Source organism: Paenibacillus sp. E222 (genome assembly GCF_013401555.1).
Classification (GTDB): Bacteria; Bacillota; Bacilli; order Paenibacillales; family Paenibacillaceae; genus Paenibacillus.
This window is the reverse complement of the sequence record NZ_CP058552.1, coordinates 1,088,235-1,111,820: the sequence shown is the minus strand read 5'-3', so window position 1 is coordinate 1,111,820 and position 23,586 is coordinate 1,088,235. Positions and strand designations below refer to the sequence as shown.

Below are 23,586 nucleotides of genomic sequence, written 5' to 3'. Positions count from 1 at the left end.
ACCTCTGAAGATGCCTGCAATGTAAATAAGGAGATGAATATAGATCATGACGGATGAAGTCTTGAATCAGGAAACCGAAACCGAACTAAGTGAGCTTTTACAAATTCGCCGCGACAAATTGGACGAGCTCCGCAAATTGGGAATCGACCCTTTTGGCCAAAAATACGTACGTACGGAAGAAGCCGGCTCCATTCTGAAGAAGTATGAAGAACTGACCAAGGAAGAGCTGGAAGAGAAGCACATCGAAGTCAGTATTGCCGGACGGATTATGGCGAAGCGGGGAATGGGTAAAGCGAGCTTTGCACATATTCAGGACCTGAGCGGCAGAATCCAGATCTATGTTCGTCAGGATACTGTGCCGGAAGACAAATACGCCGCGTTCAGCCTGCTCGATCTAGGGGATATTGTAGGTGTCTCTGGGGTAATCTTCAAAACCAAGACAGGTGAGACTTCGGTTAAGGTTCAAAACCTTGAAGTATTGTCCAAATCACTATACCCACTACCGGATAAATATCATGGACTCGCGGATGTAGAGCTGCGTTACCGTCAGCGCTATGTTGACCTGATTATGAATCGCGAAGTGCAGCAGACCTTCATTACTCGTTCCAAAATCATTCAGTCGATGCGCCGTTACCTGGATTCTCTGGGTTATCTGGAAGTGGAAACGCCGACGCTGCACACCATCGCTGGTGGAGCCGCTGCGCGTCCATTCATCACGCATCATAATGCACTTGATATGGAATTGTACATGCGGATTGCGATTGAGCTTCACCTGAAACGTCTGATTGTAGGCGGTCTGGAGAAGGTATATGAGATCGGCCGTGTATACCGTAACGAAGGAATGTCGACACGTCATAACCCTGAGTTCACGATGATTGAACTTTATGAGGCATATGCCGATTATCAGGATATCATGCGTTTGACTGAGAATCTTGTTGCTCACATTGCACAGGAAGTGCTTGGTACACAAGTTATTCAATATGCAGACTATCAAGTGGATCTTACACCACAATGGCGTCGTGTAACGATGGTAGACGCGGTTAAGGAAGTGGTAGGCGTGGACTTCTCCGTGCACATGACGGACGAGGAAGCTCATCGTTTGGCGAAAGAACATAAGGTTCCAGTTGAAAAGCATATGACATTTGGTCATATTCTGAATGCATTCTTCGAACATTTTGTAGAAGAGACGTTGATTCAACCAACCTTTATTATGGGGCATCCGGTTGAGATTTCGCCGCTGGCGAAGAAAAGCGATGTAGATCCACGCTTCACGGACCGCTTCGAGCTGTTTATCGTTGGACGTGAGCATGCAAATGCCTTTACGGAGCTGAATGATCCAATTGATCAGCGTCAGCGCTTTGAGGCACAATTGCTGGAGAAAGAACACGGGAACGACGAAGCACACGAAATGGATGATGATTTCATCCGTGCGCTCGAATATGGTATGCCACCAACAGGTGGACTGGGGATCGGTATTGACCGTCTGATCATGTTGTTGACCAACTCGCCGTCCATTCGTGACGTACTGCTCTTCCCGCACATGCGTCCTCGTACACAGGATTAAATAAGGAACGTTTGACTCGTTCATAATAGAAGAGGAACCTGCCGTTCAGTATGATGCTGTGGCAAGTTCCTCTTTAGGTTTACATAGGCATTGAAGTGTCAGATTCGTCTGAAGAGCATGTGTTATCAAAGTGTGGTGTCAGAATTTGTTCGCCTACCTGCTTGTATTATGTTAAAAGAGGTGCCCTCCATGAAGTTTAGGCTTCACATTGCTAAATTCCTATCACCCCCATTGATTCTGGTTGGTGGTTTTATGCTTATTATCATGATCGGTACGATTCTGCTCATGCTACCTATCTCCAATCAAAGCGGTGAGCATTTGGCGTTTATTGATGCGCTGTTTACGTCTACCTCTGCCGCATGTGTAACCGGGTTGGTTGTAGTGGATGTAGGGACAACCTTCAACCTGTTTGGTCAAATTGTGATTATGGTGCTTATGCAGCTAGGTGGACTTGGCTTCATGACCATCGCAACGTTGTTTGCATTAGTATTAGGTAAGCGAATTTCGCTGAAGGACAGACTGCTGCTGAAAGAGGCGATCAACGCTGACAGTATGGAAGGCATTGTTCGCATTATCCGCAAAGTGCTGATTTTTTCGTTTACCATTGAAGGTGTGGCTGCCGTTATACTGGCACTCCGCTGGGCAACGGAGATGCCTTTTTGGCAGGCGGTATACTATGGTGCTTTTCACTCGGTATCATTATTTAATAATGGTGGTTTTGATCTGTTTGGCAACAGTTTTCAGTATTATACAGGCGACTGGTTGTTTAACCTGACAGCTTCCGTACTGGTTATATCGGGTGGACTTGGCTTTGTGGTGCTGAATGATTTGTTTGAGTTCCGCAAGCGTCGCCGCTTATCGTTGCAGTCCAAACTGGTATTGTCCGTCTCAGGTGCGCTGATTGGTATTGGTGCCATTGTACTTTTTGTATTTGAATTCACCAATGGGCACACTCTGGCGCCTCTCAGTTGGAGCGAAAAGATCTATGCCTCATTCTTCCAATCGGTCTCTACACGTTCGTCGGGTACGAGCACCATTGATATTACCCAGATGAGGCAGGCAACCCAGTTCTTCTTCATTCTGTTGATGTTTATTGGGGCTTCCCCGGGATCAACCGGGGGTGGGATCAAGACGACAACGTTCCTGATTATGATTGGAGCGGTGTATGCCATGATTCGTGGCAATAAAGATATTGTATTTTTCCGTCAGCGTGTTCCGAAAGATTTGCTGATGAGAGCATTGACGATTATTATGGTTTCCTTGATCATATTCATGGTTGTGGTAATGTTACTACTTACGACAGAGGACGCACCGTTCCTTTCACTCATGTTTGAGGCGGCCTCGGCAATTGGGACAGTAGGTTTGTCGGTGGGGGTAACGCATGAATTAACGGCATGGGGAAAAGTAATTATCGCCTTCACGATGTTTATCGGACGTATCGGGCCACTCACTATCGCATACGCACTTCGTCCGCGCAAAGAGAAGAAGCTGTATCGCCATCCGGAGGGCCGGATTATTATTGGATAAAAAGAAAACCGTCACGCATCTAGGACTAACCCTTTATGGAATAGGTTAGTTACAACGAATGCCTGACGGTTTTTTTTACATAGAAGCAAATACTCGGTTCCTGTTGGTACGAAGAGTAGAGCTGTTTTAATTTATTTGACGGTATGTTATTCTGCATCCCGGCATAACGTTGCAAGATGCATAGTAAGGATATCCTCCATGATCTTGGTGTTCATCTGGTCAGGACGAAGAATCGCATGAATTCCCAAACCGTCGAACAGTGCGTACAGCCGTTCAATTTCCAGCTCCTTATCAAGGTCTGTACGGGAGAGATTGAGCTCCATGAGGTAGGTGATAACCGTAGCCATCGCGTGTCGGAGCTCGTTATAGACTTTGTCGGCATGCTCTTTGAGAACAGGGTCGCTTTTGGACTTGGCTGTAAAAGCGTACCACACCTCCATTTCGGCCATTTTTTCATCCGTGCTTGGCAAGAGTTCTAATAACAGAAGCTTCATATTCTCCAAAGGAGATGAATTAAAGGACATCTGTGTGATTCGATTCGATACCCGTTCGGATACCAGATTCATTGCGTATAGGAGTAGTTCCGATTGGGTTGAAAAGTAGTGGCGCATAGACCCGGCCGATATTCCTGCTTCTACCGCAATATTTCGTACGGAGGCCTGTTCCATGCCATCTCTTCGGATGACACGCCAAGCCGCTTCGGCTACGAGCAGACGTTGTTTATCATGATCAACTATTTTAGGCATATAAGGATTATATCATTGTTGATTATTATAATACAAACGTGTTAAATTGTATTTAATACATTTGTATTATAAAAGGAGTGGATCATTTGATTGCCTATTTTATTATTGGATGTGAGATTGCCTTCTGGGTATTTGTCGCTACAGGTCTGAGTGTGCGTTATCTGCTTGGGATGAAACGGACAGGGATTGCGCTGTTAATGGCAACGCCGGTTGTGGATGTTCTTCTTATGGTAGCGACGGTGATGGATCTTCAACGGGGTGCTACAGCAAGTATGGTTCATGGCATTGCAGCTATATATATAGGTGTGAGTATTGCCTATGGTCATCAGATGATCGCTTGGGCTGATCGTTATTTCCTATATTGGTTAAAAGGTGGAGATAATCCTCGGAGCAGTAAGGTGTACGGCAGTGAGCATGCTAGTCGTGAAAGAGTGGGATGGCTTAGACATCTATTGGCTTGGTGCATAGGTAGCATGTTTCTGCTCGCGATGATCTGGTGGATTGGTGATACGGAGCGTACTGCGGCATTTTCTAATCTCATAAGAGTATGGGGAATCATATTGGGAATCGATTTTATAATCAGCTTCAGTTATAGTTTATGGCCGCGAAAGATGCCTGTGAAGAAAGTGAAGTAACATATCCTTGGATAGGAGGGGAGAACGTGCGGAATATCTGTGAGAGAAAGGTGATCCGCATGTTCTGGCAAGAGCGTGTCTAATGATGATTAATGGGAGCTAAAACAAGCCTGGCTTCAGAAGTGTAGTTCATTGAGAGAATAGATATAATTTATTGAAAATAAAGCTTGCATTCGAAATCTGTACATGGTATATTCTAATTCCGGCCAAGAAAACACGAGAAACACGGTGCGGCAAGCAAATGAAATAAGCTTCGAAAGAAACTTAAAAAAGAGCTTGCAAAGTTGGTTTGGATGTGATAAGATATAAAAGTTGCTGAGGTGAACAACACACGGCAATGAAACAAGTTTGATCTTTGAAAACTGAACAACGAGTGAGTAAACATTCTGCTTGCAGAGTGAACGCGAAAGTTTGAGACAAGCCTTGGCTTGGATCGACTGGAGCATAAAATGAGATTTTTAATCTCGTCAGTTTCAAAATGAGCTTATCGCTCTTTTCAATACTTTATTGGAGAGTTTGATCCTGGCTCAGGACGAACGCTGGCGGCATGCCTAATACATGCAAGTCGAGCGGACTTGATGAGAAGCTTGCTTCTCAGATAGTTAGCGGCGGACGGGTGAGTAACACGTAGGCAACCTGCCCTCAAGCTTGGGACAACTACCGGAAACGGTAGCTAATACCGAATAGTTGTTTTCTTCTCCTGAAGAGAACTGGAAAGACGGAGCAATCTGTCACTTGGGGATGGGCCTGCGGCGCATTAGCTAGTTGGTGGGGTAACGGCTCACCAAGGCGACGATGCGTAGCCGACCTGAGAGGGTGATCGGCCACACTGGGACTGAGACACGGCCCAGACTCCTACGGGAGGCAGCAGTAGGGAATCTTCCGCAATGGGCGAAAGCCTGACGGAGCAATGCCGCGTGAGTGATGAAGGTTTTCGGATCGTAAAGCTCTGTTGCCAGGGAAGAACGCTTGGGAGAGTAACTGCTCTCAAGGTGACGGTACCTGAGAAGAAAGCCCCGGCTAACTACGTGCCAGCAGCCGCGGTAATACGTAGGGGGCAAGCGTTGTCCGGAATTATTGGGCGTAAAGCGCGCGCAGGCGGTCATTTAAGTCTGGTGTTTAATCCCGGGGCTCAACCCCGGATCGCACTGGAAACTGGGTGACTTGAGTGCAGAAGAGGAGAGTGGAATTCCACGTGTAGCGGTGAAATGCGTAGATATGTGGAGGAACACCAGTGGCGAAGGCGACTCTCTGGGCTGTAACTGACGCTGAGGCGCGAAAGCGTGGGGAGCAAACAGGATTAGATACCCTGGTAGTCCACGCCGTAAACGATGAGTGCTAGGTGTTAGGGGTTTCGATACCCTTGGTGCCGAAGTTAACACATTAAGCACTCCGCCTGGGGAGTACGGTCGCAAGACTGAAACTCAAAGGAATTGACGGGGACCCGCACAAGCAGTGGAGTATGTGGTTTAATTCGAAGCAACGCGAAGAACCTTACCAGGTCTTGACATCCCTCTGACCGGTACAGAGATGTACCTTTCCTTCGGGACAGAGGAGACAGGTGGTGCATGGTTGTCGTCAGCTCGTGTCGTGAGATGTTGGGTTAAGTCCCGCAACGAGCGCAACCCTTGATCTTAGTTGCCAGCACTTCGGGTGGGCACTCTAAGGTGACTGCCGGTGACAAACCGGAGGAAGGTGGGGATGACGTCAAATCATCATGCCCCTTATGACCTGGGCTACACACGTACTACAATGGCCGGTACAACGGGCTGTGAAGCCGCGAGGTGGAACGAATCCTAAAAAGCCGGTCTCAGTTCGGATTGCAGGCTGCAACTCGCCTGCATGAAGTCGGAATTGCTAGTAATCGCGGATCAGCATGCCGCGGTGAATACGTTCCCGGGTCTTGTACACACCGCCCGTCACACCACGAGAGTTTATAACACCCGAAGTCGGTGGGGTAACCGCAAGGAGCCAGCCGCCGAAGGTGGGATAGATGATTGGGGTGAAGTCGTAACAAGGTAGCCGTATCGGAAGGTGCGGCTGGATCACCTCCTTTCTATGGAGAATCGTTTCCCGTAGCGGAAACATTCAAATACGCAGCTTAGCTGCACAACTTACTCACTCGTTGCTCAGTTTTGAGAGCTCAAACTCTCAAAACAGCTTGCTTTTGCATGGAGCTTGTTCTTTGAAAACTAGATATCGAAACGAAATTTTGCGATTTAGAACATTCCTTTTTAAGCTGAACTTGTGTTAAAACAAGTTTCAATAAATAGTGAAAACTGCATTGCGATGGTATCGAATGGGAGTGACTTTTGGCTTTGCGTAAGCAAAACAAGGGAAGCGAGCAGTCGAAACCGGAGCAATTATGGTTAAGCTACTAAGAGCACACGGAGGATGCCTAGGCGCTAGGAGCCGATGAAGGACGTGGCGAACAACGAAACTGCCTCGGGGAGCTGTAAGCAAGCTTTGATCCGGGGGTGTCCGAATGGGGAAACCCAGCTGGGGTAATTTCCAGTTACTCATAACTGAATACATAGGTTATGTAGAGGCATACCAGGGGAACTGAAACATCTAAGTACCCTGAGGAAGAGAAAACAATAGTGATTCCGTCAGTAGCGGCGAGCGAACGCGGAGAAGCCCAAACCAGAGAGCTTGCTCTTTGGGGTTGTGGGACATCTCACATGGAGTTACAAAGGAGCCGGTTAAACGAAGAGGTCTGGAAAGGCCCGCCAAAGAAGGTAAAAGCCCTGTAGTTGAAAGTCTGCTCTCTCCGAGATGTATCCCGAGTAGTGCGGGGCACGTGAAACCCCGTATGAATCCGGCAGGACCATCTGCCAAGGCTAAATACTTCCTAGCGACCGATAGTGAAGCAGTACCGTGAGGGAAAGGTGAAAAGCACCCCGGAAGGGGAGTGAAATAGAACCTGAAACCGTGTGCTTACAAAAAGTCAGAGCCCGTTTTAGGGGTGATGGCGTGCCTTTTGTAGAATGAACCGGCGAGTTACGTTCCCGTGCAAGGTTAAGGTGAAGAGCCGGAGCCGCAGCGAAAGCGAGTCTGAATAGGGCGAATGAGTACGTGGACGTAGACCCGAAACCGGGTGATCTACCCCTGTCCAGGGTGAAGGTGCGGTAACACGCACTGGAGGCCCGAACCCACGCACGTTGAAAAGTGCGGGGATGAGGTGGGGGTAGCGGAGAAATTCCAATCGAACTCGGAGATAGCTGGTTCTCCCCGAAATAGCTTTAGGGCTAGCCTCGGAAAACAGAGTCGTGGAGGTAGAGCACTGATTGGGTGCGGGGCCCGCAAGGGTTACCAAGCTCAGTCAAACTCCGAATGCCATAGACTTACTTCCGGGAGTCAGACAGTGAGTGCTAAGATCCATTGTCAAAAGGGAAACAGCCCAGACCATCAGCTAAGGTCCCCAAGTGTGTGTTAAGTGGGAAAGGATGTGGAGTTGCACAGACAACCAGGATGTTGGCTTAGAAGCAGCCACCATTGAAAGAGTGCGTAATAGCTCACTGGTCGAGTGACTCTGCGCCGAAAATGTAACGGGGCTAAACACACCACCGAAGCTATGGCTTGATGCTTTGCATCAGGGGTAGGGGAGCGTTGTATAAGGGTTGAAGGTGTACCGTAAGGAGCGCTGGACATTATACAAGTGAGAATGCCGGTATGAGTAACGAAAAGATCAGTGAGAATCTGATCCGCCGAAAGCCTAAGGGTTCCTGAGGAAGGCTCGTCCGCTCAGGGTAAGTCGGGACCTAAGGCGAGGCCGAAAGGCGTAGTCGAAGGACAACAGGTCGAAATTCCTGTACCACCGTAAGCCGTTATGAGCAATGGGGGGACGCAGCAGGGTAGTGACGCGGACTGATGGATGTCCGTCTAAGCAGTGAGGCTGATGTGTAGGCAAATCCGCACATCGTAAGGCTGGGCTGTAATGGGGAGCGAAAATTATAGTAGCGAAGGTCATGATCTCACACTGCCAAGAAAAGCCTCTAGCCAGGTGATGGTGCCCGTACCGCAAACCGACACAGGTAGGCGAGAAGAGAATTCTAAGGCGCGCGGAAGAACTCTCGTTAAGGAACTCGGCAAAATGACCCCGTAACTTCGGGAGAAGGGGTGCCCCGGTAGTGTGAATAGCACGAGGGGGCCGCAGTGAAAAGGCCCAAGCGACTGTTTAGCAAAAACACAGGTCTGTGCGAAGCCGTAAGGCGAAGTATACGGGCTGACGCCTGCCCGGTGCTGGAAGGTTAAGGGGAGCGGTTAGGGGTAACCCGAAGCTGTGAACCGAAGCCCCAGTAAACGGCGGCCGTAACTATAACGGTCCTAAGGTAGCGAAATTCCTTGTCAGGTAAATTCTGACCCGCACGAATGGCGTAACGACTTGGGCGCTGTCTCAACGAGAGATCCGGTGAAATTTTAATACCTGTGAAGATGCAGGTTACCCGCGACAAGACGGAAAGACCCCATGGAGCTTTACTGCAGCTTGATATTGAATTTGGGTACGATCTGTACAGGATAGGTGGGAGCCTTTGAAGCGTGAGCGCCAGCTTGCGTGGAGGCACCGTTGGGATACCACCCTGATCGTATCTAGGTTCTAACCTGGTACCGTAATCCGGTGCGGGGACAGTGTCAGGTGGGCAGTTTGACTGGGGCGGTCGCCTCCTAAAGAGTAACGGAGGCGCCCAAAGGTTCCCTCAGAATGGTTGGAAATCATTCGAAGAGTGCAAAGGCATAAGGGAGCTTGACTGCGAGACCTACAAGTCGAGCAGGGACGAAAGTCGGGCTTAGTGATCCGGTGGTACCGCATGGAAGGGCCATCGCTCAACGGATAAAAGCTACCCTGGGGATAACAGGCTTATCTCCCCCAAGAGTCCACATCGACGGGGAGGTTTGGCACCTCGATGTCGGCTCATCGCATCCTGGGGCTGAAGTAGGTCCCAAGGGTTGGGCTGTTCGCCCATTAAAGCGGTACGCGAGCTGGGTTCAGAACGTCGTGAGACAGTTCGGTCCCTATCTGTCGTGGGCGTAGGAAATTTGAGAGGAGCTGTCCTTAGTACGAGAGGACCGGGATGGACGTACCGCTGGTGTACCAGTTGTTCCGCCAGGAGCACCGCTGGGTAGCTATGTACGGAAGGGATAAGCGCTGAAAGCATCTAAGCGTGAAGCCCCCCTCAAGATGAGATTTCCCAGTATGTAAGACCCCTTGAAGACGACGAGGTAGATAGGCTGGGGGTGGAAGTGCAGCAATGCATGGAGCTGACCAGTACTAATCGGTCGAGGGCTTATCCAAGATATGCAGGTTGTAAGTTGCAAATTTCGTTTCGGATCTAGTTTTCAGAGAATAATCTCTGAAATGAAAATTGGTACATCACAGAATGTGCGTATGATTTTCAGTTCCATATTGGATTTCAAGAAGCTATGCTTCGACAAATCGCGTTTGGTGGCGATAGCGGAGGGGTTCCACACGTACCCATCCCGAACACGACCGTTAAGCCCTCTAGCGCCGATGGTACTTGGACCGCAGGGTCCTGGGAGAGTAGGACGCCGCCAAGCAAAGAACCACTGCCGATGTTATTCGGTGGTGGTTTTTATTTGTTTAAAAATATAAAAATACATTAAAAGCTGTTGGCTTAGAAACAGTGAGGTAATTGACTTAACATAGATAAACGCCACTCATATCGAGTGGCATTTTTTATATATAAAATGAACCTGTCCGTATGGAAAATACAGTTGTATGCATCAGGCAATACACCTAATATAACCAGGGAGTTTCCCTTGACAGTCTAAATAACGCTTTGCTAAGATGGCAATAATAAATTTTTCAGAAAACGTATTTTCGGCATAAAATACAGCCTGAGATCTTCGGGTTTTGGACCGTAAAGCTGAGCAAACATAAGGAGGAACGCCCGCGTGTGGGAAGATAAATTTGGTAAGGAAGGTTTCACCTTCGACGATGTACTGCTGGTGCCCCGGAAATCCGAGACACTGCCTAAAGAAGTGGACGTATCTGTTCGTTTGAGTGACAGCGTAAAACTGAATATTCCTTTGATTAGTGCTGGTATGGATACTGTTACTGAAGCGACATTGGCTATTGCTATTGCCCGTGAAGGCGGTATTGGTATCATTCATAAAAATATGTCTGTTGAGCAGCAAGCGGAGGAAGTGGATCGGGTTAAGCGTTCTGAGAGTGGTGTTATTACCAACCCGTTCTCATTGACAGCGGAACATCTGGTTTCTGATGCAGAAGCGGTTATGGCGAAATATCGTATTTCCGGTGTACCGATTGTTGAAGGAGATCAAAAGCTTGTTGGTATCCTGACAAATCGTGACTTGCGTTTCATCCACGACTTCTCCATTAAAATCAGCGAAGTCATGACACGTGAGAATCTGGTAACTGCGCCTGTAGGTACTACACTGCAAGAAGCAGAAGGCATTCTCCAGAAGCATAAAATCGAGAAACTTCCATTAGTAGATGAGTCCAACACACTGAAAGGTCTCATTACGATTAAAGATATCGAAAAAGCAATTCAATTCCCTAACGCAGCTAAAGATGCACAAGGACGTTTGCTGGTTGGAGCAGCGATCGGGATTTCCAAAGATACCTTTGAACGTGCAGATGCATTGGTTCAAGCCGGTGTGGACCTGATTACGGTAGACTCGGCACACGGACATCACATTAACATCATTGATGCGGTTCGTCAGCTGCGCGAGCGTTTCCCGAACCTGACAATTGTTGCAGGTAACGTTGCTACAGGCGATGCAACTCGTGAGTTGATCGAAGCAGGGGCATCAGTTGTCAAAGTCGGAATTGGTCCAGGTTCCATCTGTACAACTCGTGTAATTGCTGGTATTGGTGTTCCTCAAGTAACAGCAGTATACGATTGTGCCAATGTAGCACGTGAATATGGCGTACCAATCATTGCTGATGGTGGTATCAAGTACTCTGGTGAAATTACCAAGGCTCTTGCTGCAGGTGCTCATGCAGTTATGCTGGGAAGCTTGTTTGCAGGTACGGCAGAAAGCCCTGGAGAAACAGAAATCTTCCAAGGACGTAGCTACAAAGTTTACCGCGGCATGGGTTCAATGGCTGCAATGAAACAAGGAAGTAAAGATCGTTACTTCCAGGATGATGACAAGAAACTGGTTCCGGAAGGAATTGAGGGACGTGTTGCTTACAAAGGTCCATTGTCTGATACGATTCATCAGTTGATTGGTGGTCTGCGTTCAGGTATGGGTTACTGTGGTACAAGCAGTTTGGAACAGCTTCGCAACAACACTCAGTTTATTCGTATTACAGGTGCGGGACTTCGTGAAAGTCATCCGCATGATGTACAGATTACGAAAGAAGCTCCTAACTACTCGTTATAATCTGATTTGTGTTAATCATTTCCAGGACAGGCTTGGCGATTTTCGCCGAGCCTGTCTTTTTTTGCGGATACCCCTGTGATAGAATAGAACAAGCGGTAATGATCCTTTAATGGATTAGGGCATTGCGGCGGTTTTTTGACGTGAGTCTATGAAACTGTTTTTAACAATGAATTTTGAGTGATAGACAAAGGTTGAAGGTTGCCCAGCGAAAAAAGAAGCGCGGACGTCCTTTTACATAAGCATTTCATTTAATGCTAACTAAGTGACAATCGATTCGAACTTTAGGAGCAATGACATTGCTCTTTCGATACAGCGCATATATGACACATCTCACACATCATCTTCACCTGAGAGGGACTAAGAAAATATGGCAGCTCAAGCTGCACTGAAGCACACAATAGAAAGCTTCGGACCGAAGGGAGTATTCATCATTGAAAGCCAAACAAATGAATAAGAAAAAACGTCAAATGCTCAAAAAAAGCGTAGCCTCGGTTATGCTGATTAATATGCTCTGCATGTCTGCGGTAATGCCTGTTATGGCTGCTGCAAACGATTCGGGGCAGGTGTTGACCGCGGCAGCTACAACAACGAAGACAGGAAAAGCTGTGGACATTCCTTCGGCAGACTCACTGGGACTCGATGTTAAATCAGCCATACTGATGGAGGCTTCAACGGGCCAGATTTTGCTCAATGTGAATGCGGATAAAGCTATGCCGCCAGCCAGCATGACCAAAATGATGACCGAGTACATTGTGGCTGAACAGGTTAAACAGGGAAAGTTTAGTTGGGATGATGTTGTTACAATCAAAAAGAACGCTGCAGAAAGTACTGGCTCACGCATTTTCCTCGCAGAAGGTGATCAGCATACTATTAAGGAACTATATATCGCCATGGCTGTAGGATCAGCCAATGATGCTACAGTGGCCTTGGCTGAGCACATCGCTGGTTCTGAACAAGCTTTTGTCAAAATGATGAATGATGAAGCGAAGCGTATGGGAATGAAAGATAGCTATTTCATCAACTCAACAGGTTTGGATCGGGCAGATATGCCTGCAGATTTCCGTCCAGCTGAGGACAAAGAAATCGTTATGTCGGCACGGGATGCGGCCATTTTATGCAGATATATCATCATGGATCACCCGGACTACAAAGATTTTACAACCATTCAATCCTATAAATTCCGTCCCAATGACAAAGATCCAATTATTAACTATAACTGGATGCTGGAAGCGAATAAAAATATAACCAACTTCAAAAGCTATGCTTATGAGGGTCTGGACGGGATGAAAACGGGCCATACCACGAACGCTGGGAATAACTTTACCGGTACGGCTGAGCGTAATGGCATGCGTCTGATCAGTGTTGTTATGGGGACCGATTCGGAGCCGGCACGTTTCAGAGAAACGAAGAAAGTATTGGACTTCGGATTCAACAATTTTGAAGTGAAACAGGCGGTTGCTGCCAAAACTAAAGTCACAGGCTGGGAAGCTGTAGCTTTGAAAAAAGGGAAGGAAACAACTGTACCTGTTGTGACGGATAATGCAGTAAGTTTCGTTGTACCTAAAGGTACCCAAAACCTGGATGTCACGTTTAAAGCCAATGTAACTGAAGCTGATAAGCTAGTTGCTCCAATCAAGGCCGGAACCAAGGTTGGGACGGTTACTTATACCTACAAAGCAGAGGGAATTGAGCCTCAGGAGAAGACAGTCAACCTCATCACCGCAGAAGAAGCCGAAAAAGGCGGTTGGTTCCGTCTCTTCTTCCGTGCAGTGAAAGATTTCTTCGTTGATCTGTTTGATGGCATCAAAAACCTGTTCTAATAGACAAGGTGAAAGAAGACGGACAATATGACATTTTTAATATAGTGTCGTTGGGCCATTGACAAATTACAAGCAATTCCGACCGGATGGATTGTATATTTACAATTTTTCCGGTAAAATATCAAGTTAGAATTCTACGTATAAATCAGTTAAAAAGACTATTGTTCTTCTAACTGACACGGCATATTCCACATCCTGTTTATGGACAAGAACGATACAACCATTACGGTAGATTAGGGTATGGAAACGGGAACAGCACGCGTTAAAAGAGGTGCGAAAGCGCGGATCGGACATTACGTTGAAGCCAAGGTCTTGGAATCCCTAAAAGTGGATTACCTTGATGAGAGTGTAGTGCTGACTCCATCTGATGAAGTATTCCATATCTACAAACACGAGTTCACTGTCCCGTTTGTAAGTGGCGCCAAGGACTTGGGTGAAGCGTTGCGCCAGATTGGCGAATGGGCTTACATGATCCGTACCCATTCCAAACTTGCACCTTCCGAGCGCATGAAGGATCGCGGCTGGTAAGAGAAAGGTGGATTTTAATGAAGATCGGCGTTTTAGCACTTCAAGGGGCAGTCACCGAGCATATTCGCAGTATTGAACGGGCTGGCGCAGAAGGAATGGCTATTAAACAGGTACAGCAACTTGAGGAGCTGGATGGGTTGATTCTTCCTGGCGGTGAGAGTACCACGATTGGCAAACTGATGCGCAAATATGGTTTCATGGAGGCCATTCGAGCATTCGCTGCTGAGGGTAAACCGGTATTCGGCACCTGTGCTGGTTTGATTGTTATGGCCAAACATATTGCAGGACAAGAGGAAGCTCATCTGGAGCTAATGGATATGACCGTCTCCAGAAATGCATTTGGACGGCAGAGGGAAAGCTTTGAAACGGATCTCCCGGTAAAAGGCATTAAGGAGACGGTAAGGGCTGTGTTCATCCGGGCACCCCTGATTGAGAGTGTAGGAGAAGAGGTAGAAGTTCTCTCCACTTACAAGGATGAGATTGTTACTGCTCGCCAAGGGCATCTGCTGGCTTGCTCCTATCACCCTGAGCTGACAGATGATTATCGACTGCATGCATACTTTGTGGACATGGCTAGGTCGTATAAACAGCCTGTACAGAACCAATAGTGATTGATATACAACCTATGACTGCCGGTGAACCGGATCAGTCCTCCAGAGGCTCACAAGGCTTGCTGGCAAGGTGCTGTCTGGTCAGATGCCTGATGTTGCCCGTATCTGCTTCCAAAGCGGGAATCGCAGCGTAGGGCAGCACCGGAGGCCATAGGTTGTTTTTTACCATTGAGGAATAATCAAGTTATACGGAGCTGCAAAGTTTTGTTATGAGTTAATAAGGAAGGTTTCTACTTTGTGGTGTTATTTAGGAGGGGTATTTAGTGCTTGATGTGAAAATATTGCGGAATGAGTACGCACGTGTTGAAGAAGCGTTGACGAAACGTGGCAAATCGCTGGATCTAATCGCCGGGTTCACGGACATGGATGCCAAGCGTCGTGAGTTGCTGCAAGAGAGTGAAAACCTGAAAAGTCGCCGGAATACGGTATCCGGAGAAGTTGCCAAGCTTAAAAAGAGTGGTGAAAATGCCGACGAGTTGATTCTTGAGATGCGTGAAGTCTCTGATCGGATCAAAGCAATGGATGAAGAAGTGCGTGAGTTGGAAGTGAAGATCAACGATCTGACTATGGCGATTCCGAATATTCCTAACGAGAGTGTACCTGTAGGTGCGTCCGAAGATGATAATGTGGAGATTCGTCGTTGGGAAGAGCCAAAGTCCTTTTCATTTACGCCAAAAGCACACTGGGAAATCGCACAGGATCTCGACATTCTTGATTTTGAAGCGGCTGCCAAAGTAACCGGCTCCCGTTTTACCTTTTATAAAGGGCTGGGTGCACGTTTGGAACGCGCTTTGATCAACTTTATGATGGATCTGCACAGCGATCAGCATGGGTATGAAGAGATTCTGCCGCCATACATCGTTAACCGTGACAGCTTGTTTGGGACAGGTCAACTGCCGAAATTCGAGGAAGACCTGTTCAAGCTGAAAGATACCGAGTATTATTTGATCCCTACCGCTGAAGTTCCGGTAACGAACTATCATCGCGAAGAGATTTTGAATGCAGACCAACTGCCCAAACACTTTGTGGCATACAGCTCATGTTTCCGATCCGAAGCAGGTTCTGCTGGACGGGATACACGCGGCTTGATTCGTCAGCACCAGTTCAATAAAGTTGAGTTGTTGAAACTGTCTTCTCCTGAGACCTCTTATGAGGAATTGGAGAACATGACCCAAAATGCGGAGCGTGTGCTTCAATTACTGGGGCTGCCTTACCGTGTACTGACGTTGTGTACAGCAGATATGGGCTTCACGTCTGCCAAAACGTATGACATCGAGGTCTGGTTGCCAGAAAGCAATACGTATCGTGAAATCTCGTCTTGCTCCAACTGTGAAGACTTCCAAGCACGTCGGGCTAATATCCGTTTCCGTAGAGAGCCAAAAGCGAAACCGGAATTCGTCCATACGTTAAATGGTTCAGGACTGGCAGTAGGGCGTACCGTAGCTGCTATTCTGGAGAACTACCAACAAGAAGATGGAACAGTGGTTATTCCTGAAGCACTGCGTCCTTACATGGGCGGAGTCAGCGTGATTGCCCGTCGTTCCTAAGACGTTCAACTAAATGAATGAAATAAAAAACCGTCTCCTGACAAATGGAAGTTTAGAACGTTCCATTATGACTGGGAGGCGGTTTCTTGTAGTATACAGAAAAGGCTAAACAGATTCTGAACAATAATTTCAATCGTTGAACAGCACTATTTACCGTTGTTTAACAGGGCTAAACTCACTTTTTAATGTATCGAATATAAAAATAATATAAAAGGTTGCTTTCTGCCATACAATTATGGTATGATCTATTTCGTGGCAAGTTTATAAAAATTAATTCCCTGGAGAGGTACCGAAGCGGTCATAACGGGGCGGTCTTGAAAACCGTTAGGGGGCAACTCCACGTGGGTTCGAATCCCACCCTCTCCGCCATACTACAATAATGATAAGGATTCGAGCGATAAGCTCGGGTCCTTTTTTGCATTTATTTATCCATTTGGCGCAGCGGCCTACACGTTGTACTTACAGAGCATGTTTACGACAGAAAATCAGTTTGTTTCATTATCTGTGAGATGCATAAAAACATTCGAATCGCCGCACTTTATATAAGAGTGGAGGTGGTAAGATGAACCGCGAATTAAACATAGATCAGACAGAGCTTGTTGGTGCATGGCAGGAAAGATTGCCTGAAGTTCTTAATGTCGGAGATCGGGCTCAGGTTATGGCTGACGAGGCTGATCAACAGGCTATTCGAATTCACATCGCAACAGCGGGACACCAGATGTACTCATTTGATTTCAAGTGTGCCTATGTGGATTCTCGTGAAGTCAGTGTGCAGCTGATTGATGTGGAGCGCGATGGAAGGACGACAGATGAGCGTACAGAGCCCATTCAGGAATTGGCTCAGGATTACACTCGTCATATTCATGAATGTGCCCAGTCGTTGCAACCCAAAACCAGACATTAGGCAGACGTCAAAGGAGTGGTAATACGTGAGCAAAGCGAAAGCTGGAACAGATAAAAACCTGCAAAATGTAGTCGCAGATCTGGATCAAACACCTGTGAATAGTCACCATGCCCAGCAAATTCAACAGGACTCGAATGACCGTCGGCATCAGGATTCCATGAATCATGACAAAACGGAAGATATGGACCCATCCCATTCCTAATCCATGAAGAGGAGTGAACTACATGAGCAAACCCAAAACAACACCTGTGCCTGAAGCTCAGGCTAATGTGCAGCACCGAAAACCTGAAGAGCATTCTTCCATGCAGGAACCGTTGTCCGGCTCCAAAAAAGTGAAAAACCAGAATCATGTGGATCATAACAATCCACAAGGCTAAGTTAAAGGAACGATCATTCCTCTCTTTAGCACATATTAAATGCATAACCATAACCTATAACTCCGGTTAACAAACCGGGGTTTTTGCGCGTTCATACATGATTTAGAGGAGCATCCCATGGATATCTAAAGCTTACATAGGTCTTTGTAGCCAATTTAGAGAGTAAAGCTCACAAATTTCCCAAATCGTGTTTCCGTTTCAGAATAAATGGTATATCATTGATATTGAATTATTTTTTTGGGGTTATCACGAGAGGAGAGAAACAAAATGACTAAACGTATGGGGGCGCTTCTTCTTACGTTGCTGTTAACCGTATCGATGGCACTGACAGCATGTAGCAGCAAGCAAGAACCAAAAGAGGCATTAAAGACGGCGGCAGCCAATGCTTCCAAACTGACTTCGTATGAGATGAGTTCTAATTTCACTATTAATGAATTGAGCTATAAAGCTGCAGACGAGTCACAACAGGACCCAACGATGTCTCAGTTTATGAGTATGCTGAAGGATGCTCAGTTGAATGTAACTGGCGTATACCAAAGCGAGCCAATGCAGACCGAAATGACGGTAGGTATTGAGCTTAAAGGCGATATGGGTATGACATTTACTATTCCAATGGTAATGACCGCTGAGAAGTTATATGTTAAGGTACCGAGTATTCCATTCTTCCCGATTCCGGAAACGGTTGTTGGTAAATTCCTGGAGCTGGATCTGAAAGAACTGGCTGAGCAAGAAGGAACGGAATGGAATCCGGATGCTATGGATGCAGCGAAAACACAAAAGCTGAGCAATGAAGTTATGGATGCGGTTCTGAGCGAGTACGATCAGGATAAATTCTTTAAAAACCTGGACGTGAAGGATGCACAGCTTCCAGAAGGTTTGGATGCCAAGCAAGTTGTTCAATTTTCGGTCAACAATGACAATGTGAAGGAAGCCGTTACTGTTCTGGTAACCAAAGCATTGCCAAAAGTATTGGACATCATCTCTAAAGAAGAGTATCGTGACATGTTGCAAATGAGTCAGGAAGATATCGACAAAGCCAAAGAGGATCTGAAAATTACTGAAGCAGATCAAGCTGAAATGGCTAAAGATCTGGACCAGTTGAAAGATACACTGACCATTAACCAGTTCCACATTGATTTTGCTTTGGACAAAAAAGATTTCCCGGTATATCAAAAATTGGTTGCTGATCTGTTGATTAAACAACCTGATACCAAGGATGAAGTAAAACTTGCATTCACTGGTTCGAACACATACACCAAAATTAACGAGAAGCCAGCATTCAAAATCAATATTCCTACTGGCGAAGACGTTATTACAATGGATCAGTTTGAAGAACTAATGAACGCATCTTACGGATACTAAGTTCTCAGATTCATGTTAAAGCAAAGAGCCGCTTAACCTTAGGGTTGGGCGGCTCTTTGTATGTTCCATAGTCTATTCAGTTACTGTAAAGATTCACCCAAGTCCTCGGCCAGCACAGCGTAGATCTGATGATCCTGATACTCTCCGTTAATCTTGAGATATTTACGCGCAATGCCCTCAGCCTGAAAGCCGTTCTTCTCCAGAACACGTTTGGAACCGGTATTGGACAACAGAATAGCTGCCTGAACACGATTTAACTTCAGGGCACGGAAGGCGTAGGATACAGCGAGCTTCACGGCTGCGGTCATTCGTCCGCCGCCTTGGTAGTCTGGATGGATAAAGTATCCCATGTCCGCATAATTGGCAACGCCCTGAACGACATTGTTCAAGCTAACCTGACCGATGAGAATACCATCGTCGATTGTAAAAATTCCGAATTGATAACCTGTTCCTTCCTCGGCCGCCTGCATTCTATCCTGAATGCGTCTGGTTTGCGCATGCAGCGTATAGAATTCATCATCCCGGATAGGCTCCACAGCTTGGTAGGGAAGACGTGTGATTTGGATAAGAGCAAGATATGCCTCCGTGTCTTGTGAATGAAGTAGACGGAGACTTATTCCTTTTGGTGTGTCGTACAGTGTAAGCGGCATGGAATGCACTTCCTTTCCAGATGGATGTAAGTAAGATTCTATTTTTTGCGTAAACGCCGGAAAAATTGAGTCAGCATAGTGGAGCACTCTGGTTGAAGAATGTCAGCTACTACTTCGGTTCGATGATTAAAACGAGGTTCCTGCAGCAGATTCATCAGCGTTCCTGCACATCCGGCCTTGGGGTCAGCGGTACCATATATGACTCGAGGCACTCTGGATTGCACAATGGCACCTGCACACATGGGACAGGGCTCCAGTGTGACGTACAGACTGCAATCCAGCAGTCGCCATGCACCGATGGCTTCACTTGCCTGCCGGATGGCTACCATCTCCGCATGTGCTGTGGAATCAAGTGTCGTCTCACGCAGGTTATATCCACGACCAATAATGCGATTATGTTGAACAATTACAGCCCCAATCGGTACTTCCCCGAGTGCTTCTGCTTTGTACGCTTCAGCAATGGCTTCACGCATCCAGTGCTCGTGCTGAGCTTCCTCCGAGAGATGTGTAAGATCAGGTTGGAGAACATCGTCCTTCATTAAAATGTAAAACCCCTTCCAAAGAGCGTTTTGTGCGGCGAACAAACATTCGTTTGTTAACATGTTGTGTATAAGTATGTGGATAACCAGCGAGTTGCTCACATAGTTATGAACATACTATCCACATGCCTGTGGATTTGTGTACAATTCTTAGTGGTTATTCCCATTGTAGGCATGGAAATGACAAAATACAATTGATTTCGCGTTTTTCAGCCAAGCGGTAACTTTTGGACAAGGGTCAATTATCCTTTTCAAATAGACATACAACAGTTATGATGGATATAGGTTTTGCCATATATCGCCAGAGGGTACAAGCCGAGAGGTGAACGAAAAAGTTGTCTATTAAAACGAAATTATCCATGATTATGTCGTGCTCGGTGCTCGTCATTTTGGTTTTGAATATAGCACTGAGTTATTATACTACAGAAGAGAATCTAAGGCAGGACAGCGAAACCAAGATGGTGCTTACAGCCAAACAGATTGCAATTGCTGTCGAACAGAGTCAGTCCAGTTCGGAATATGTAAAACGACAAATTGGGAACAATCTATGGCTGGCCTCTGTAATGGCAGCGGAAGAGCTGGACCCGAATATTAATAATATCACAAATGAAGACCTGGTTCGCATGAGTGAAAAAGTCGGTGTCTCCCACATTTCGTTGATGGAGCAAACGGATGATGATATTGTGGTTACCCGGTCCTCCGATCCAAAGGAGATTGGATTGTCTACCAAATCCATGACGTACTGGTATCAGGCATTTAAACAGCTGTTCGAAAATAATCAGGTTACGATTTCACAGGGACAGAAATTGGACCATTTTTGGTCAGATGGATTCGAATACTCTACGTCCAATCCGTCAGATGTTGATATCTGGGGTTACTATCATGATGGGAAGAGGAATTACATAATCAATCCCTTCTATAATAATGCCGCTGTTGACGACTATGTGAAGATCTCTGGTCCAGACGAGATTTTGAATAAGATTCGTGAAGTGAATCCTTCGATTCTGGAGATTACGGGCATTAATCCATTGACCTTCGGTAGCTCGAGCATGAGTAATGACGGAAGGGATACGAACCATAACAAGTTGAATAACAGGCCAATTCGTTTTGGTACCTATCAATATGGTGCCGCAGAAGAGGATCACAAGGCGGTGGTACGGGCAATTCGTACTGGGCAGAATGTATCCTTTGTCAGTGAAACTCATGAACAGAAAGTGCTCAAAAGTTTCATTCCGATATTCACCCCCAATGAATCATCATATGTGATTAGTATTGTCATGGACTATAAGCAAATATCCTCAATGGTATCGGAACAACTGGTTAGCCATGCCTCGATTTCGCTTGTTTTGCTGGAGATTGTGATCTTTGGCAGCTATTTGCTCGCAGGCTACATTACGCGTCCTATTCAATCTATTTTGGGCAAAGTGAATGATGTGGCTGACGGTCACTTTGATTTCCGTCTCAAAGTGAGAAGGAAAGATGAACTGGGGCAATTAGCGAATCGCATTAATGCCATGATTCGTAATTTAGGACATTATACGAATCGTCTGAAACAGATGTATGAAGAAAATCGTGCGGTAAAAGAGCATTTGGAATCGATCATTAACCAAACGGCAGACGCGATTCATATTACGGATCTGGATGGAAATGTTTTGCGGGTGAATCGTGCCTTTGAGCAGTTGTACGGCTGGCGCAGTCGTGAAGTGGAAGGCCGCAAATTGAAGATTATCCCTCCTGGTACTGAAGAGGAGATGGAAGAGCAGCATGCCCAGTTGATTGAGGGTATGTCTATTACTTCCAATGAAACGACGTGGATGAAGAAGGATGGCAGCCGTGTCGAAGTCAGTGTGAGTACAGCACCAGTTCGGGATGAAGCAGGCGAGATTACCGCATTGATCAGCGTATCAAGGGATATTACCAGCCGTAACCGTATGGAGGAGTTGCTCAGACGTTCCGAGAAACTGACGACGGTAGGCCAGCTGGCAGCCGGTGTTGCGCATGAGATACGTAATCCGCTTACGACCCTGCGTGGGTTCCTTCAGCTCCAACAAGAGACGAACAAGCTTAATCATCGACACTTGGACTTGATGCTGTCCGAGCTGGATCGAATTAATCTTATTGTGGGTGAGTTTCTGATACTTGCCAAACCACAGGCGGTTCATTTTCAAGAGCGGGATATTCGCTTCATTCTGGGAGATGTTATATCATTGCTGGACAGTCAGGCACATCTGCATGGTGTGGAATTTATACTGAATGCTTCATCCGATTCAGCTATGGTACACTGTGAAGAGAACCAGTTGAAGCAGGTCTTCATTAACTTGCTGAAGAACGGCATGGAGGCTATGCCAGACGGGGGTAATATTCGAATTAAACTCAATCCTGACCAAGAGAACAGTCGGGTTCGGATTGAAATTAAGGATGAAGGCACTGGAATTCCAGAAGAATTAATGCCCAAGCTGGGGGAACCATTCTTTACAAGCAAGGAATCGGGAACAGGGCTTGGCCTGATGGTCAGCCAGCGCATTATTCAATCACATAAGGGCATGATGGATATCAAAAGCGTCATGAACAAGGGGACGACCGTCATTATCGACCTGCCTGCCTCCCAACAGCAAACGGAGCGTACAGAGGAAGAGCATAAGACGGACAATGAACCTACAGACGAAGAGAACTAGATGAGGTGAGATTACCTTTTGCGTATTAATAAATTTATTAGTGAAACAGGTTTTTGTTCCCGTCGGGAAGCAGACAGATTGGTGGAGAGCGGGAAAGTAACGATTAATGGAGTGACGGCAGAGCTGGGCAGTCAAGCTGAAGATGGCGATGATGTACGAATTAATGGTCAACCTATTAAGGAAAAACGGAAACACGTATATATTGCGCTCAATAAACCTGTCGGAATAACGAGTACAACGGAGCGGCATATTCAAGGGAATATCGTTGATTTTGTAGGGCACAAAGAGCGCATTTTCCCCATTGGTCGCTTGGATAAGGATTCGGAAGGTTTGATTCTGATGACCAATGATGGTGATATCGTCAATCGAATTCTAAGGGCAGAAGGACGCCATGAGAAAGAATATATTGTGACCGTGGACCGTGCGGTAACGCCAAGTTTCTTGAGAGGCATGAGCACAGGGGTCAAGATCCTTGGTGAAATGACGCTTCCTTGTACTGTGACTCGTATATCTGAGCGGGTGTTCCGCATTATTTTGACGGAGGGAAAAAACCGTCAAATTCGCCGGATGTGCAGTGCATTTGGCTATGAGGTTCGGAAATTGAAGCGGATTCGTATTATGAACATTCATCTCGGGGAACAGGCCACAGGAACCTGGAGAGAACTGACAGCCGCAGAAAAATCGGAATTAAGCACTCTGCTAGATTACAATATGGAATAAATGATGATAA

16 protein-coding genes, 1 tRNA gene, 3 rRNA genes and 1 pseudogene are annotated in these 23,586 nt (G+C 46.5%); 18 read left to right on the top strand and 3 right to left on the bottom strand.

All coding sequences use genetic code 11. The features are described from left to right. The first annotated feature begins 46 nt into the window (after positions 1-46). Positions 47-1,564, top strand: coding sequence for a lysine--tRNA ligase (gene lysS / locus HW560_RS04995; protein WP_062329341.1), 1,518 nt, complete (start codon positions 47-49; stop codon positions 1,562-1,564). Between the two features lie 189 nt (positions 1,565-1,753). Beyond that, entirely contained in the window at positions 1,754-3,091 is a 1,338-nt protein-coding gene (locus tag HW560_RS04990; RefSeq protein ID WP_179262231.1) for a TrkH family potassium uptake protein, read from the top strand. A gap of 146 nt (positions 3,092-3,237) precedes the next feature. On the opposite strand, the gene HW560_RS04985 is transcribed toward HW560_RS04990, so the two are convergent. Further along, positions 3,238-3,837 (bottom strand): TetR/AcrR family transcriptional regulator, encoded by a 600-nt coding sequence (locus tag HW560_RS04985; protein WP_179262229.1) that lies wholly within the window; start codon positions 3,835-3,837, stop codon positions 3,238-3,240. Positions 3,838-3,914: 77 nt separating this feature from the next. Here HW560_RS04985 and HW560_RS04980 point away from each other — a divergent pair, with 77 nt between their 5' ends. The 14 genes and pseudogenes from HW560_RS04980 to HW560_RS04915 all read left to right on the top strand — a co-directional run bounded on the left by HW560_RS04980 (position 3,915) and on the right by HW560_RS04915 (position 18,992). Further along, the gene (locus HW560_RS04980) at positions 3,915-4,472 is read left to right on the top strand and encodes a hypothetical protein (protein WP_306459228.1); all 558 of its coding nucleotides are present in this window, start codon (positions 3,915-3,917) and stop codon (positions 4,470-4,472) included. Between the two features lie 504 nt (positions 4,473-4,976). Next, positions 4,977-6,528: ribosomal RNA gene (locus HW560_RS04975) — 16S ribosomal RNA — on the top strand. 311 nt (positions 6,529-6,839) lie between these two features. Continuing rightward, positions 6,840-9,765 (top strand): 23S ribosomal RNA (locus tag HW560_RS04970). A 146-nt stretch (positions 9,766-9,911) separates the two neighbouring features. Further along, a 5S ribosomal RNA gene (gene rrf, locus HW560_RS04965) occupies positions 9,912-10,028 on the top strand. Together the 16S, 23S and 5S rRNA genes form the textbook arrangement of a ribosomal RNA operon. A gap of 357 nt (positions 10,029-10,385) precedes the next feature. Next, positions 10,386-11,843 carry an IMP dehydrogenase gene (gene guaB / locus HW560_RS04960; protein ID WP_090905373.1) on the top strand — a complete coding sequence of 486 codons (1,458 nt, stop codon included), beginning with the start codon at positions 10,386-10,388 and terminating at the stop codon, positions 11,841-11,843. Positions 11,844-12,274: 431 nt separating this feature from the next. Beyond that, a complete protein-coding gene (locus HW560_RS04955) occupies positions 12,275-13,663 on the top strand; it encodes a D-alanyl-D-alanine carboxypeptidase family protein (protein ID WP_090905371.1) in 1,389 nt (462 codons plus the stop codon). Positions 13,664-13,936: 273 nt separating this feature from the next. Next, a pseudogene (locus tag HW560_RS04950) lies at positions 13,937-14,143 on the top strand (pyridoxal 5'-phosphate synthase lyase subunit PdxS); the annotation flags it as partial. A gap of 65 nt (positions 14,144-14,208) precedes the next feature. Then, a complete protein-coding gene (gene pdxT, locus HW560_RS04945; protein WP_179262225.1) occupies positions 14,209-14,799 on the top strand; it encodes a pyridoxal 5'-phosphate synthase glutaminase subunit PdxT in 591 nt (196 codons plus the stop codon). 266 nt (positions 14,800-15,065) lie between these two features. Next, entirely contained in the window at positions 15,066-16,349 is a 1,284-nt protein-coding gene (gene serS / locus HW560_RS04940) for a serine--tRNA ligase (RefSeq protein WP_063567620.1), read from the top strand. Positions 16,350-16,629: 280 nt separating this feature from the next. Further along, positions 16,630-16,718 (top strand) — tRNA-Ser (locus HW560_RS04935). A gap of 193 nt (positions 16,719-16,911) precedes the next feature. Beyond that, positions 16,912-17,253 (top strand): hypothetical protein, encoded by a 342-nt coding sequence (locus HW560_RS04930; protein WP_064641367.1) that lies wholly within the window; start codon positions 16,912-16,914, stop codon positions 17,251-17,253. Between the two features lie 25 nt (positions 17,254-17,278). Then, on the top strand, positions 17,279-17,455 hold the full coding sequence (locus HW560_RS04925; RefSeq protein WP_175382032.1) for a hypothetical protein: 177 nt from the start codon (positions 17,279-17,281) through the stop codon (positions 17,453-17,455). Between the two features lie 22 nt (positions 17,456-17,477). Then, complete coding sequence (locus HW560_RS04920) at positions 17,478-17,630, top strand: small acid-soluble spore protein P (protein WP_090905367.1); 153 nt, start codon at positions 17,478-17,480, stop codon at positions 17,628-17,630. Positions 17,631-17,897: 267 nt separating this feature from the next. After that, positions 17,898-18,992 (top strand): hypothetical protein, encoded by a 1,095-nt coding sequence (locus tag HW560_RS04915; RefSeq protein WP_063567624.1) that lies wholly within the window; start codon positions 17,898-17,900, stop codon positions 18,990-18,992. Positions 18,993-19,072: 80 nt separating this feature from the next. Here HW560_RS04915 and HW560_RS04910 read toward each other — a convergent pair whose 3' ends face one another. Further along, positions 19,073-19,642 (bottom strand): GNAT family N-acetyltransferase, encoded by a 570-nt coding sequence (locus HW560_RS04910; RefSeq protein WP_090905364.1) that lies wholly within the window; start codon positions 19,640-19,642, stop codon positions 19,073-19,075. 38 nt (positions 19,643-19,680) lie between these two features. Then, complete coding sequence (tadA, locus tag HW560_RS04905; RefSeq protein ID WP_064641365.1) at positions 19,681-20,181, bottom strand: tRNA adenosine(34) deaminase TadA; 501 nt, start codon at positions 20,179-20,181, stop codon at positions 19,681-19,683. A gap of 335 nt (positions 20,182-20,516) precedes the next feature. On the opposite strand from tadA, the gene HW560_RS04900 reads away from it, so the two are divergent. Together HW560_RS04900 and rluF are read left to right on the top strand one after the other, a co-directional pair. Next, positions 20,517-22,856 carry a PAS domain S-box protein gene (locus HW560_RS04900; protein ID WP_090905363.1) on the top strand — a complete coding sequence of 780 codons (2,340 nt, stop codon included), beginning with the start codon at positions 20,517-20,519 and terminating at the stop codon, positions 22,854-22,856. An 18-nt stretch (positions 22,857-22,874) separates the two neighbouring features. Next, a complete protein-coding gene (gene rluF, locus HW560_RS04895; protein WP_090905361.1) occupies positions 22,875-23,576 on the top strand; it encodes a 23S rRNA pseudouridine(2604) synthase RluF in 702 nt (233 codons plus the stop codon). Positions 23,577-23,586 lie beyond the last annotated feature (10 nt).